Here is a 12680-nt window from a genome sequence, read left to right on the forward strand (position 1 = left end):
CGGCTCGGGCAGCGGCGCCCCCGCCTCACGGTGCCGGCGACGCGGTGACGACGACGTTCTTGCCGACCGCGTCCTGGGTGTAGCAGCTGATCAGGACGATGCGGTTCGGGACGACCCGCCAGATCTCGCTGTCCTTCAGCGTGTCCTTCTCGTAGGTGGTCACCGAGTCCACGACGTAGTCGAGGGTCCCGTCCACGGTCTCGACCTCGAGCTCCTTCCCGACGAGCGACGGGTCGCTCAGCTTGTTGAAGGGCAGCTCGATCTTCTCGAAGCTGTGCCCGGCGATGTACGTGGTGTTCGTCGACCCCGCACCGGGCATCCCGTACGGGGTGAGCCGGTAGCCGCTGTAGGTCTGCGGCGGCACGAGCGAGCCGTCCGAGAGGTCCTCGTCCGTCGGGTCGTAGGGGAGCACGTCCGCGTCGAAGCCGACGGCGTCGATGCTCAGGCGCAGCGGGGACGCCGCGGCCGGCACGTGCCCCAGGAAGGTCTGGGCGAGGAACCACTGGTTCATCAGCGCCACCCACAGCACGGCGGCGCACAGCGTCACCACCGCCGCCCGGCGGGCCCGCGGGTCCTTCTCCCGCACCGGAGGCGCCGGCGCGGCCGCGGTGCTGGTGGCCATCCTGTCCCGTCCTGTCGTCTCGTGTGCTGTCGCTGTCGCTGCCCCTGTTGCTGTCGCTGCCCGGGCCGGGGGTGCCGGCGGCCGGGCGGGGTGCGTGCCGTGCCGGCGCCGCCCCGCGGGCGCCGCCGGCACGGCACGCGCTCAGGCGCCGCTGCGCCCGAGCCGCCGTGCCCGGTACGCGAGCGCCCCGGGAAGGGCCACCGCGGCCGCGAGCAGCGCCGTGAGCAGGCCGGCACCGGCCGACTGCTCCAGCGGTGCCGCGGTGAGGCGGGTGTCCACGTTGAGGCCCGGGTTCGCGGCCACGGCCTCCTGGGGCGCGAGCTCCGGGAGGGCGGCCGGCTCGACCGCCGCGGCGGCCGGTGCGGCGGGCGGCGCGTCGGGCAGCGCCGGTGGCGCGTCGGCGAGGATCGGTCCCGGCTCGGGCGCCGCGGGCGCCGCCGGCTCGGCGGCTGCCGGTGCCGGGGCCTCCGCCGCTGCGGGCGGGCCCGCCTCGGCGACGGCCGGGACGTCCGCGACCGCGGGGGCCGGGACGTCCACCGGTGCGGCCGGCGCCGCGGGTTCGGCGGCGGCCGGTGCCGGTGCCGGGGCCTCCGCCGCTGCGGGCGGGCCCGCCTCGGCGACGGCCGGAACGTCCGCGACCGCGGGGGCCGGGACGTCCACCGGTGCGGCCGGCGCCGCGGGCGGCAGCTCCACCACGGCCGCGGCGACCTCGGAGGATGTGGCCCCGCCCGGCGGGGCACCGCCGGGCGGGGCGTCGCCCGGTGCGGCGACGGCTGCGGGGGCGCCCAGGAACAGGCCCCCCGCCAGCACGGTCGCCGAGGCACCGGCGACAGCCAGTCTTCTCGTCGTAGTCATGTCGATGTGTCTCCTGTATCCCGTCGTCGGCCCGGGCCCACCCCAGGACCGCCAGCGCACGGCACGAGCCCAGCGGGCCCGGTCCCGCGCCCCCGCGCGGACGGCCCCCGTCACGTCGTGCCGCTCGTCGTTCGGCCCGGACGGACCGTTCGCCCGTCCCGCGGAGCCGGAACCCCTGCCGAAGAACAGCTGTGCTGTTAACTATCGTCCACATCCTGGCATTAGCAAGGGCGAACGGGTTCGTGACGGGAGGAGTCCGGGCCGCCGCACCGGAAGCGTCGTCCCCGCCGCCCCCGGCCCACCGGGGCGTCCTCGCCGGCGGCCCCGGAGCCGCACCGGCACCGGACTGCACTAGTGGGGACACGGCTCGGCTCGCCCCCGCCATTAACCTGTGCACATGATGGGGGGCGGGACGTGGTCCCACGGCGGCCGTCCGGGGGGACGGACGCTCCGACAGGGGGGATCCGATGACGTCCGCGGTGCTCGAGGCCGAGAGCCTGGTCAAGATCTACGGCCGGGGGGACACCCGGTTCGCCGCGCTGCGCGGCGTGGACCTGCGGATCCGGCACGGGGAGTCCGTGGCCGTCGTCGGGAAGTCCGGCTCGGGCAAGTCGACCCTGATGCACCTGCTCGCGCTGCTCGACGCCCCGACCCACGGCACGGTGGCCTTCGACGGCAGGCCGGCGGCGTCGATGACGGCCCGCGAGCTCAACGAGACGCGCAACGCCGCGTTCGGCTTCGTGTTCCAGCAGTTCTACCTCACCGCGGACCAGACGGTCCTGGAGAACGTGGTGCTGCCCCTGCGGATCGCGGGGGTCCGCCCGGGCGCGCGCCGGCGCCGCGCCCTGGACGTGCTGGAGCGCCTGGACGTGGCGGAGAAGGCCTCCTGCCGCGCCGCCGACCTGTCCGGCGGGCAGAAGCAGCGCGTGGCCCTCGCCCGCGCCCTGGTCAACGAGCCCTCCGTGATCTTCGCCGACGAGCCCACCGGCAACCTCGACTCGGCCACCGGCGCGGTGGTCCAGGACCTCCTGTTCGACCTCCACCGGGAGCAGGGCATCACCCTCGTCGTCGTCACCCACGACGACGACCTCGCGCGGCGCTGCGGCCGTCAGGTGCACCTGCACGACGGTCTCGTCGTGGCCGGCGCCGCCCCGGCCGCCGCGGCGGGCGCCGAGGTCGTCCTCGGAGCGGCCGGGGGCGCCCGGTGAGGTGGTCCGACCTGCTCGGCTCCGCGGTCGCCAACACCCGGCGCGCGCGGATCCGCACGGCCCTCACCGTGCTCGCCGTCTTCATCGGGGCGTTCGCCCTGACTCTCACCTCGGGCATGGGCACCGGGGTGAACCGGTACATCGACGACACCGTGGCCGCGTTCGGCGACGCCGACGCCCTCTACGTGCAGAAGTCGCAGCCGCTGATCGAGCTGTCCTCGACCTCCGGCCCCCGTGAGTACGACCCGGACACCACCCGGATCCGGACGGGGTTCGGCGTCTCCTTCGAGGGACTGACCGCCGAGGACATCGCGGTCATCGAGGACATCGACGGGGTGCGCTCCGTGAAGCCGATGTACTCCGTGGCGCCCACCTACCTGGAGGCCGCCGACGGGAGCCGGTTCCAGCTCTCCCCGGGGATCCCGGTGGACGCCGTGGGCCTGCAGATGGTGGCCGGCGGAGCCCCGGCCACCGGCCGGGACGAGATCGCGGTCCCCGACAGCTGGGTCGCCGACCTGGGCTTCTCCTCCGCCCGGGACGCCGTGGGCGGGCGCGTCGACGTGGTCATGACGAACATGGCGGAGCAGGACCGGGCGTTCCCGGCCACGATCTCCGGCGTCACCCAGGCCAGCCTCGTCGGGACGTCCCTGAACCCCATCCCGTCGGACTCCTTCAACGAACGGCTCTACGACTACCAGGTCAGCGGCGTCCCGGAGGAGGTGCCGGAGAGCTTCGCGATGGCCACGGTCACGGTCGAGGACATGTCCCGGGCCCCCGGGATCCAGGCGCGGCTGGAGGACCACGACATGCTCGGGCTCACCGTGGAGGACCAGCTCGGGATGTTCCGCGCCGTGATCAACGCCATCGTCTGGATCCTCAACGCCTGCGCCGTCATCGCGCTCGTGGCCGCCGGCCTCGGCATCGTGAACACCCTGCTGATGTCGGTGCAGGAGCGGACCCGCGAGATCGGGCTCATGAAGGCCATGGGGATGAGCGGGGGCCGGGTCTTCGGCCTGTTCTCCCTCGAGGCCGTCGTGATCGGCTTCCTCGGGGCGGTGGTCGGTGCGGTCACGGGGGTCGCCGGCGGCTCCGCGCTGAGCCGCGCGCTGGCCGACGGGTTCCTGTCCGGGCTGCCCGGGCTGGCCCTGTTCGCGTTCGAGCCGTGGCGGGTGGCGCTGATCGTGCTCTCCGTCATGGGGATCGCGTTCCTGGCCGGGACGATCCCCGCGGTGCGGGCCGCCCGGAAGGACCCCATCGCCTCCCTGCGCCACGAGTGACCGGTCAGGGCCCGGCCGGGCCCGTCAGCCCTCGCACTCGATGCAGTACCGGGCGCCGTCCTTCTCGCGGGCGAGCTGGCTGCGGTGGCGGACGAGGAAGCAGGACATGCAGGTGAACTCGTCGTCCTGCTCGGGCACCACCTGGATGAGCAGCTCCTCCTGGGACAGGTCAGCCCCCGGCAGGTCGATGCCCTCGGCCGTGTCCGCGTCGTCGACGTCGATCGCCGGGCTCTGCGCGGTGGCGCTGCGCTGCGCCTGGATCACCTCGAGGGACTCGTTGGCGGGCTCGTCCTCGGGCTTGACGCGGGGCTCGTCGTAATCGGTGGCCACGGGTGTGCCTCCTTCTGGGCGTGGTGCGGTCGGGTGCATGTCCACGCCACAACCCGGCGGGGCATGGGCCTATTCCCGGCGGTCCGGCACGCCCCGGGGACGCGGCGGCCGCGGTCGCCGCGTCCCGCCGGTCACAGGCCCTCCACGGTGTCCTGCAGGTCCAGGCACCGGCGCTCCGCGGGGATCTGCTCCACCGCGGAGCCCAGCTCCACGAGCAGGGTCGAGGACGCCACGGCGGTGCTGTCGAAGACGACCTCGACCGCCGGGTCCCGGCCGTAGGTCGTGGCGGTCCACGTGCTCCCGTCCTCGTCCTGGCGGATCAGCCAGTCGACCTCGTTGACGGAGGAGCAGGGGTCCGTGGTGGGCCCGGGCGGGGTCACGCCGCAGCGCACCACCGCGGCCGTGGGCTCGCCGTAGGCCGTGGTGGCCTGGCTCGTGGTCTCGCGCCGGTCGTGCTCGCCGACGGTCTCCGGCATGGCCAGCATCGCCGGGGCGCACCCCGGGTCGGCGGCGTTCTCGGCGGGATCCACGGTCACGGCGGGGGAGCACCCCGACAGGACCGCTGCCAGGGCGCCCGCCCCCAGCACGGCGCGGGCGGATCGGGACAGGAGGAACGAGGGCATGCCCCCAGCGTAATCCTCGGGGAGCCCCGTTCCCGCGTCCGGGGCCGTCGTTAGGATGAGCGCCATGACCCGACCCCCAGCGGAGCAGCCCCTCGTGCCCCACGCGCCGCCCGGCACCGGGCCGACCGTCGGGGAGCTGTCCGAGGCGGAGCTGCTCGAGCGGGTGCTCCCCCTGCTCCTGCGTCCCGCCGCCCCGGGTCCCGGAGCGGACCGGGTGCTGGTCGGCCCCGGCGACGACTGCGCCGTGGTCGCGGCTCCGGACGGGCGGTACGTGATCACCACGGACACCCAGGTGCAGGACCAGGACTTCCGGCTCGCCTGGGCCGGCGGCACGGTCACCACCGGCTACGACACCGGGATGAAGTGCGCCGCGCAGAACCTCGCCGACGTCGCCGCGATGGGCGCCGTCCCGTCCGCCGTCGTCGTCTCGCTCACCCTCCCCCCGGAGACGCCCCTGTCCTGGCCCCTGGACTTCGCCCGCGGCCTCGTGGCCGGGCTGGAGGCCATGGGCGCGGACCGCTGCGCCGTGGTCGGCGGGGACCTGGGCGCGGGCCGGGAGCTGTCGGTCACGGCCACGGTGACGGGCGACCTCGAGGGCCGGGACCCGGTGCTCCGGTCCGGGGCGGGGCGGGGCGGCACGGTGGCGCTCGCCGGGACCACCGGGCGCGCCGCCGCGGGCGTGGCCCTGCTCGAGGACCGCCGCTACCGGCCCGGGCGGGACGAGGCCCTGGACGCGCTCGCCGCGGCGCAGCTGCGGCCGTGCGCCCCCGTGCCCGCCGGCCCCGCCGCCGCCCGCGCCGGGGCCACCGCGATGATCGACCTCTCCGACGGCCTGCTCCGCGACGCCGGCAGGGTAGCGGCCGCCAGCGGCGTCGTCGTCGACCTCGACGCCGCGGCCGTGGCCGGACTGGCCGGACCCCTGCGCCCGGCCGCCCGGCTGCTCGGGACGGACCCCCGCGACTGGGTGCTGACCGGCGGCGAGGACCACGGGCTGCTCGCGGTCTTCCCGCCGGACGTGCCGCTGCCGGAGATGTTCCGTGCGATAGGCTCGTGTGCGCCCGCGCCCCCCGCGCACGACGACACCCTTCCCCGGGTGCTGCTCGACGGACGAGCGCCGCACCACGCTCTCGGGCACCCGGTCGGCGAAGGATGGGATCACTTTGAACCATAGGATCGGATCGAACGCGGCCGTCATGCGGCGGTGGCTCGACCTGGCCCACCGTGATCTCGTGCGCCACAGCCCCGTCCTGAACGCCCTCAACGTCTTCCCGGTCGCGGACGCCGACACCGGGACCAACCTCGCGACCACGGTGCGCGCGGCGGCCGAGGCCGCCGCGGTGCTCGAGACCGGCGACGTCGGGGAGCTGCTCTCCCTCGCCGGCCAGGCCGCCCTCGAGGAGGCCCGCGGCAACTCGGGCACCCTGTTCTCCGTGTTCCTCACGGCCGTGGGGCACTCCCTGGAGGGCAGCACGAGGATGACCGCGGAGTCCGTGCGGCTCGCCCTGCACGCCGGCCACGTGCGCGCCTGGAGCGTGCTGACGGACCCCGTGGAGGGGACCATGCTCTCGGTCCTGGAGGCGGCCGCCGCCGTCCCCGTGCCGCAGGAGGTGGAGGACGGGTCCAACCAGCAGCTCAAGGAGCTCCTGGCCGGGGTCAGCACCGCCGCCCGCGCCGCGGTGCTCGTGACCCCGGACCAGCTCCCGGTCCTGCGGGAGACCGGCACGGTCGACGCCGGCGCGCTGGGCATGCTCGTCGTCTTCGACGCGCTCGCCCGCACCGTGGGCGGGGACGACGCCGGCGACGAGAACGCGCTCGACGCCCTGATCGACGCCGCCGCGGCCCGGGCCGCCGGCGCCGGGGACGCGGGGCACGCCGTGCACGGCGGCGTGGAGGTGATGTGCACCGTGGAGCTGACCCCGCTGGACGCCGCGGAGCTGCGCCACGAGCTCAGCGAGGTGGGCACCAGCGTGATCATGAGTGCGGTGACCGAGACGGGGGACGGCTACCGGTGGCGCGTGCACGTCCACGTGCCGCGGCCGGAGGACGCCCTCACGGTGATCGGCGCCCGCGGCCAGGCCGTGAACCTCACGGTGACCTCCCTGTCGGAGGCGGACGGATGAGGCGTCCCTGAGATGACCCGACCCCACGGCGGCGGGGCGTTCCCCGACCCGGTCCCCGAGCTCGACCAGCCGCTGGCCCGGCTGCTGGGCAAAACCACGGCCGACCAGCTGGCCCGCCAGCTCTCGGTGTCCACGATCGGGCAGCTGCTCGACCACTTCCCCCGCCGGTACATGCCGCGGGGCGAGCTCACGCCGTTCTCGGAGCTGCGCATCGACCAGCAGGTGACCATCGTGGCCGAGGTGGTGCACGCCTCCACCCGCCGGATGCGCTCCCGGCGCGGGTCCATCACGGACGTGGTGATCACGGACCGCGTCTCCACCGACCCCCAGCGGCTGTTCGCGGACGGGGACCCCGGCCCGGGGCGGACGATGCGGCTCAGCTTCTTCAACGCCTGGACCGCGGCCCGGGACCTGCCCCCGGGCACGCACGCCCTGTTCTCCGGGCGGGTCGGGCTGTACAACGGCGCCGTGACCATGACCAACCCGCACTACGCGATCCTCGACCCGGACGCCCCGGAGGCGGGGGAGACCGCCGAGGAGCGCGCGGGCCGGCCCATCCCCATCTACCCGGCCACGGCGAAGCTCACCACGGACAAGATCGCCCGCGCCGTGCACTCGCTGCTGCCGATCGTGGACTTCGGGGCCGTCCCGGAGCCGCTGCCGGACGGGATCCTGGAGCGGGAGGGCCTCATGGGGCTCGAGGAGGCGTACTGGCAGGTCCACCGCCCCCGGGACACCCGCGCCCACGGGGAGGCCCGCCGGCGGTTCCGCTACCAGGAGGCGTTCCTGCTCCAGTGCGCGCTGGCCCGCCGCCGCGCCGAGCTCGCCGCGCATCCCACCACCGCCCGCCCGGGCGTCCCCGGAGGCATCCTCGCCCGGTTCGACGCCGGGCTGCCGTTCGAGCTGACCGCCGGTCAGCGCGCCGTGGGGGAGGAGCTCGCGGCGGAGCTCGCCGGCACCCGCCCCATGAACCGGCTGCTCCAGGGGGACGTCGGCTCCGGCAAGACCCTCGTGGCACTGCGGGCGATGCTGCAGGTCGTCGACTCCGGCGCGCAGGCCGCGCTGCTGGCCCCCACCGAGGTGCTCGCCGCCCAGCACCACAACTCCGTGGTCCGCTCCCTCGGCCCGCTCGCGCAGGCCGGCCTGCTCGGCGGGGACCCGGACGGCACGCAGGTCGTGCTGCTCACCGGGTCCATGGGCGCCGCGGCGCGCAAGCGGGCCCTGCTGCGGATCGCGTCGGGGGAGGCCGGGATCGTCATCGGCACGCACGCCCTGCTCTCGGAGGTCGTGCAGTTCGCCGACCTCGGGCTGGTCGTGGTGGACGAGCAGCACCGCTTCGGCGTGGAGCAGCGCGACCGGCTGCGGGACAAGGCCGGGCGGCCCCCGCACCTGCTGGTGATGACCGCGACCCCCATCCCCCGCACCGTGGCGATGACCGTCTTCGGGGACCTGGACGTCTCCGTCCTCGACCAGCTCCCGGCGGGCCGGCAGCCGATCGCCACCCACACCGTGGGCCTCGTGGAGCACCCGGGCTGGGAGCGGCGCCTGTGGCGGCGGGCCCGGGAGGAGATCGACGCGGGCCGCCAGGTCTACGTCGTCGCCCCCAAGATCGGCGACGACGAGGAGCCGCCGCCGCACGCCTCCCTCGCGGAGTCGGCGCTCGCGGCGGCCGCGGCGGACGAGGAGTCCGAGGCGGCGATGGCGTCCGTCACCTGGCTGGCGGAGCTCGTGGCCGCCGAGCCCGTGCTGGCCGGCGTGCGCGCCGAGGTGCTGCACGGCCGGCTCGACCCGGACCGCAAGTCCCGTCTCATGGAGGAGTTCGCGGCGGGGGACGTGCAGCTGCTCGTGTGCACCACCGTGGTCGAGGTCGGCGTGGACGTGCCCAACGCCACGCTGATGATCATCGTGGACGCCGACCGGTTCGGCATCTCCCAGCTGCACCAGCTGCGCGGCCGGATCGGGCGCGGCGGGCACGCCGGGACGTGCCTGCTCGTCACCCGGCGCCCCGCCGAGCACCCGTCGCGGGAGCGGATCGAGGTGGTCGCGGCCTCCACGGACGGCTTCGAGCTCGCGCGGGCGGACCTCGAGCTGCGCCGGGAGGGCGACATCCTGGGCGCCGCCCAGTCCGGGGGCCGCTCGACCCTGCGCCTGCTGCGGGCCCTGGACGACGCCGAGCTCATCGAGCGCGCCCGCCGGGACGCCGTGAGCGTCCTGGGCGAGGACCCCCAGCTGCTCGAGCACCCCGAGCTGGCCGAGGCCATCGAGCGCTACCTCGACCCGGACGCCGAGGCGTTCCTGGACCGGGGCTGAGCGCCGTGCCGCAGCACCACGGGCCGCAGCGCCACGGACGGCGCAGGACAGGAGAGGAGCACGCGTGAGCAGGATCATCGCCGGGGCCGCCGGAGGGCTGCGCCTGCGCTCCGTGCCGGGCCGGGACACCCGGCCCACGACCGACCGGGTCAAGGAGTCGCTCTTCGCCCGGCTCGAGGCCTGGGGCATGCTCCGGGACGCACTGGTCCTGGACCTGTTCGCGGGCTCGGGGGCCCTCGGCTGCGAGGCCGCGAGCCGCGGCGCGGCCGCCGTGACGCTCGTGGAGCGGCACGCGGGGGCGGCGCGGGTCTGCCGCGCCAACGCCGGGACGGTCCACGGGGCCCTCGGGCGCGACGACGTCGTCACGGTCCGGCACGGGGCGGTCGGCGCCTACCTCGCGGATCCCGCCGAGGGGCCGTGGGACCTGGTCCTCGTCGACCCGCCCTACCCCCTCCCGGAGGCCGAGCTCAGCGCGGCCCTCGCCCCGCTGGCGGGCCGGCTGCGGGAGGGAGGGGTGGTCGTGGTCGAGCGCTCCTCCCGGTCCCCGGAGCCCGGCTGGCCGCAGGGTCTGCGCCGCTTCGAGCAGAAGCGGCACGGGGAGACCACCGTGTGGTACGCCGAGACGGACGTCACATCGCCGTCCCCGCCCGGCGCGTCGCACTGAGCACCTGCGCCGCTGGGCGCACCCGCTTTGACAGGATTCGACAGGCAGCAACGAGCACGGGCCCCGGCCCGGGAGTAACGGAGGACGTCCATGAGGATCACGGTTCTGGGAACGGGATACCTGGGGGCCACGCACGCCGCGTCGATGGCGGAGATGGGCTTCGAGGTGCTGGGGGTGGACGTCGACCCGGAGAAGGTCGACGCCCTGTCCCGCGGCGAGCTGCCCTTCCACGAGCCGGGCCTGGGCGAGCTGCTGCGCGAGCACGTCAGCACGGGCCGGCTGCGCTTCACCACGAGCTACGAGGAGGCCGGCGCCTTCGGCGACGTGCACTTCGTCGGCGTGGGCACCCCGCAGCGGGCGGGCAGCTTCGCGGCGGACATGCGCTACGTCGACGCCGCGGTCGGCTCGATCGCCGCGGCCGCCACGAAGGACTGCGTCATCGCGGGCAAGTCCACGGTCCCCGTCGGCTCCGCCCGCCGCCTGGCCGACCTGGCGAAGGCCTCCGCCCGCGACGGGGTGGACGTGTCCCTCGTGTGGAACCCCGAGTTCCTGCGCGAGGGCTACGCCGTGGAGGACACCCTGACCCCGGACCGGATGGTGCTCGGCGCCGAGGACCCGGCCGCCGAAGCCGTGATGCGCCGGGTCTACGCCCGGCAGCTGGAGGCCGGCGTCCCCCTGATCGTCACCGACTTCGAGACCGCCGAGCTCGTGAAGGTCGCGGCCAACGCCTTCCTGGCCACCAAGATCTCCTTCATCAACGCCCTGTCCGAGCTCACCGAGGTGGTCGGCGGGGACATCCGCACCCTCGCCGACGCGATCGGGCTCGACGAGCGCATCGGGCGGAAGTTCCTCAACGCCGGGGTCGGCTTCGGCGGGGGCTGCCTGCCGAAGGACATCCGGGCGCTGCGGGCCCGTGCCGCGGAGCTCGGGGTGGAGCAGTCGGTGCGCTTCCTCGCCGAGGTGGACGACATCAACGTCCGCCGCCGCGGCCACACGGTGGAGACGGTCACCCAGATGCTGGGCGGCTCCGTGGTGGGCCGGCAGGTCGCCGTGCTCGGGGCGGCCTTCAAGCCGGACTCCGACGACGTGCGCGACTCCCCGGCCCTGGACATCGCGGCCCGGTTGCACTCGATCGGCGCCGAGGTCGCCGTCTACGACCCCGAGGCCAACGCCAACGCCGCCAAGCGCTATCCCCGCCTGGACTACGTGGACTCCCTCGAGGCCGCCGTCACAGGCGCCGAGGTCGTGGTGCTGCTCACCGAGTGGGCCGAGTTCAAGGCGATGACCCCGGAGCAGCTCGACCCGCTGGTCGCCGTCCCGCAGATCCTCGACGGGCGCAACGTGCTCGACCCCGACCGCTGGACCGCGGCCGGCTTCTGCTACCGGTCCCTCGGCCGCCGGGCGGCCGCCGTCTGAGCCCGTCCCGGCGCGCCGGGGCGGGCCCTCAGCCCGCCAGGCGCCGCCCCGCCTGCTCCAGGACGTCCAGGCGCTTGCCGAACGAGAAGCGCATCCACGAGGCGTACAGTCCCCGGTGCTCCGCGGAGGCGAGGGCCGGCACGGGCACGCCCACCACGCCCGCCCGCTCAGCCAGCACCGGGGCCAGGTGCTCGGCGTCCTCGACCCCGTGCCGCTCGCACAGCGCGCGCACGTCCGCCACGACGAAGAACGTGCCCTGCGGCTCGAACGGCTCCGCGCCCGCCGCGGCCAGGCCCCGCACGAGCACGTCCCGGCGGCGACGGAAGTCCTCGGTGAGCCGGGCATAGAAGTCGTCGGGCCCGCGCAGGGCGGTGGCCGCCCCGATCTGCAGCGGCGTGGCGGCGCTGTGCGTGAGGTAGGCCTTCGTGGCGCGCACGGGACCCACGAGGTGCGCGGGCCCGCTGACCCAGCCCACGCGCCACCCCGTGGCCGAGAAGGACTTCCCCACGGAGGAGACGGTGAGGGTCCGCCCGAAGGCCTCCGGCAGCGCCGCGAGCGGGCGGTGCCCGCCCGCGTAGCGCAGGTGCTCGTAGACCTCGTCGGTCACCACCACGCAGTCGTGCTCGGCGGCGAGGCCGGCCAGGCGGGACAGGACGTCGTCGTCGAACACGGTCCCGGTGGGGTTGTGCGGGTCGTTGAGGATCACCATGCGGGTGCGGGGCCCGAAGGCCGCGGCGAGGCGGTCGAGGTCCGGGGCGAAGCGCGGCGGCTCGAGGGGGACCGTGACCAGCCGTGCGCCCGCGAACTCCACGACGGCGCCGTAGAGGTCGTAGTGCGGCTCGAACACCACGACCTCGTCCCCGGGCCGCAGGAACGCGAGCAGGCTCGCCGCCAGGCCCTCGGACGCGCCCACGGTGACGACGACGCCGGAGGCCGGGTCCAGCTCGATCCCGTAGAACCGGCGCTGGTGCTCGGCGACGGCCTCCTGCAGCAGCGGCAGCCCCGCCACCGGGGAGTACTGGTTGCCGCCGCCGTGCAGTGCGCCGGCGGCGGCCTCGAGCATCTCCTGCGGCCCGTCGACGTCCGGGAAGCCCTGCCCCAGGTTGATGGCGCCCGTCCGTGCGGCCAGCCGCGACATCTCCTCGAAGACGGTTCCGGAGAGCTCCCCGGTGCCGGTGAGCAGACCGCCTCCGCGGGCCATGCGCTCCCAGGGGGGACCGGTCGGGGACGGGGCGGCGGCGTCGGTGGCATCCAT

Annotated in this window: 12 protein-coding genes; 7 read left to right on the forward strand and 5 right to left on the reverse strand. The window is 75.4% G+C overall.

The window, feature by feature from the left end; translation table 11 throughout:
• Positions 1-25: 25 nt before the first annotated feature.
• Entirely contained in the window at positions 26-622 is a 597-nt protein-coding gene (locus RCG67_RS08965; RefSeq protein ID WP_368825790.1) for a class F sortase, read from the reverse strand.
• 141 nt (positions 623-763) lie between these two features.
• Positions 764-1477, reverse strand: coding sequence for a hypothetical protein (locus RCG67_RS08970; protein WP_368825791.1), 714 nt, complete (start codon positions 1475-1477; stop codon positions 764-766).
• Between the two features lie 467 nt (positions 1478-1944).
• On the opposite strand from RCG67_RS08970, the gene RCG67_RS08975 reads away from it, so the two are divergent.
• Both RCG67_RS08975 and RCG67_RS08980 read left to right on the forward strand, forming a co-directional pair.
• Positions 1945-2685 (forward strand): ABC transporter ATP-binding protein, encoded by a 741-nt coding sequence (locus tag RCG67_RS08975; RefSeq protein ID WP_368825792.1) that lies wholly within the window; start codon positions 1945-1947, stop codon positions 2683-2685.
• The gene (locus RCG67_RS08980; protein WP_368825793.1) at positions 2682-3962 is read left to right on the forward strand and encodes an ABC transporter permease; all 1281 of its coding nucleotides are present in this window, start codon (positions 2682-2684) and stop codon (positions 3960-3962) included. The genes RCG67_RS08975 and RCG67_RS08980 overlap by 4 nt, the downstream gene beginning before the upstream one ends.
• 24 nt (positions 3963-3986) lie before the next feature.
• Here RCG67_RS08980 and RCG67_RS08985 read toward each other — a convergent pair whose 3' ends face one another.
• Together RCG67_RS08985 and RCG67_RS08990 are read right to left on the reverse strand one after the other, a co-directional pair.
• On the reverse strand, positions 3987-4292 hold the full coding sequence (locus RCG67_RS08985) for a DUF4193 domain-containing protein (RefSeq protein ID WP_058874639.1): 306 nt from the start codon (positions 4290-4292) through the stop codon (positions 3987-3989).
• Positions 4293-4423: 131 nt separating this feature from the next.
• Positions 4424-4915: a DUF3515 domain-containing protein gene (locus tag RCG67_RS08990; RefSeq protein WP_368825794.1), complete on the reverse strand. Its 492-nt coding sequence runs from the start codon at positions 4913-4915 to the stop codon at positions 4424-4426.
• 64 nt (positions 4916-4979) lie between these two features.
• On the opposite strand from RCG67_RS08990, the gene thiL reads away from it, so the two are divergent.
• From thiL to RCG67_RS09015, 5 genes are all read left to right on the forward strand, one after another.
• Positions 4980-6086 carry a thiamine-phosphate kinase gene (gene thiL, locus RCG67_RS08995; protein ID WP_368825795.1) on the forward strand — a complete coding sequence of 369 codons (1107 nt, stop codon included), beginning with the start codon at positions 4980-4982 and terminating at the stop codon, positions 6084-6086.
• Between the two features lie 22 nt (positions 6087-6108).
• Positions 6109-7035 carry a DAK2 domain-containing protein gene (locus tag RCG67_RS09000; RefSeq protein ID WP_438612657.1) on the forward strand — a complete coding sequence of 309 codons (927 nt, stop codon included), beginning with the start codon at positions 6109-6111 and terminating at the stop codon, positions 7033-7035.
• Between the two features lie 12 nt (positions 7036-7047).
• Complete coding sequence (locus RCG67_RS09005; protein ID WP_368825797.1) at positions 7048-9345, forward strand: ATP-dependent DNA helicase RecG; 2298 nt, start codon at positions 7048-7050, stop codon at positions 9343-9345.
• Positions 9346-9409: 64 nt separating this feature from the next.
• Positions 9410-10009 (forward strand): 16S rRNA (guanine(966)-N(2))-methyltransferase RsmD, encoded by a 600-nt coding sequence (gene rsmD / locus RCG67_RS09010; RefSeq protein WP_368825798.1) that lies wholly within the window; start codon positions 9410-9412, stop codon positions 10007-10009.
• Between the two features lie 90 nt (positions 10010-10099).
• A complete protein-coding gene (locus tag RCG67_RS09015) occupies positions 10100-11425 on the forward strand; it encodes a UDP-glucose dehydrogenase family protein (RefSeq protein WP_368825799.1) in 1326 nt (441 codons plus the stop codon).
• Between the two features lie 28 nt (positions 11426-11453).
• Here RCG67_RS09015 and RCG67_RS09020 read toward each other — a convergent pair whose 3' ends face one another.
• On the reverse strand, positions 11454-12680 hold the full coding sequence (locus RCG67_RS09020; protein ID WP_368825800.1) for an aminotransferase class I/II-fold pyridoxal phosphate-dependent enzyme: 1227 nt from the start codon (positions 12678-12680) through the stop codon (positions 11454-11456).

Origin of the sequence: Kocuria cellulosilytica (genome assembly GCF_040981245.1) — a bacterium.
In the GTDB taxonomy this organism is placed as follows: domain Bacteria; phylum Actinomycetota; class Actinomycetes; order Actinomycetales; family Micrococcaceae; genus Kocuria; species Kocuria cellulosilytica.

Bases quoted from the DNA above. Each gene is read 5' to 3' on its own strand.
- RCG67_RS09015 (WP_368825799.1), top strand. From the start codon at position 10,100: ATGAGGATCACGGTTCTGGGAACGGGATACCTGGGGGCCACGCACGCC.
- RCG67_RS09005 (WP_368825797.1), top strand. From the start codon at position 7,048: ATGACCCGACCCCACGGCGGCGGGGCGTTCCCCGACCCGGTCCCCGAG.
- thiL (WP_368825795.1), top strand. From the start codon at position 4,980: ATGACCCGACCCCCAGCGGAGCAGCCCCTCGTGCCCCACGCGCCGCCC.
- RCG67_RS09020 (WP_368825800.1), bottom strand. From the start codon at position 12,680: ATGGATGCCACCGACGCCGCCGCCCCGTCCCCGACCGGTCCCCCCTGG.
- RCG67_RS08975 (WP_368825792.1), top strand. From the start codon at position 1,945: ATGACGTCCGCGGTGCTCGAGGCCGAGAGCCTGGTCAAGATCTACGGC.
- RCG67_RS08990 (WP_368825794.1), bottom strand. From the start codon at position 4,915: ATGCCCTCGTTCCTCCTGTCCCGATCCGCCCGCGCCGTGCTGGGGGCG.
- RCG67_RS08965 (WP_368825790.1), bottom strand. From the start codon at position 622: ATGGCCACCAGCACCGCGGCCGCGCCGGCGCCTCCGGTGCGGGAGAAG.
- RCG67_RS09000 (WP_438612657.1), top strand. From the start codon at position 6,109: ATGCGGCGGTGGCTCGACCTGGCCCACCGTGATCTCGTGCGCCACAGC.
- RCG67_RS08970 (WP_368825791.1), bottom strand. From the start codon at position 1,477: ATGACTACGACGAGAAGACTGGCTGTCGCCGGTGCCTCGGCGACCGTG.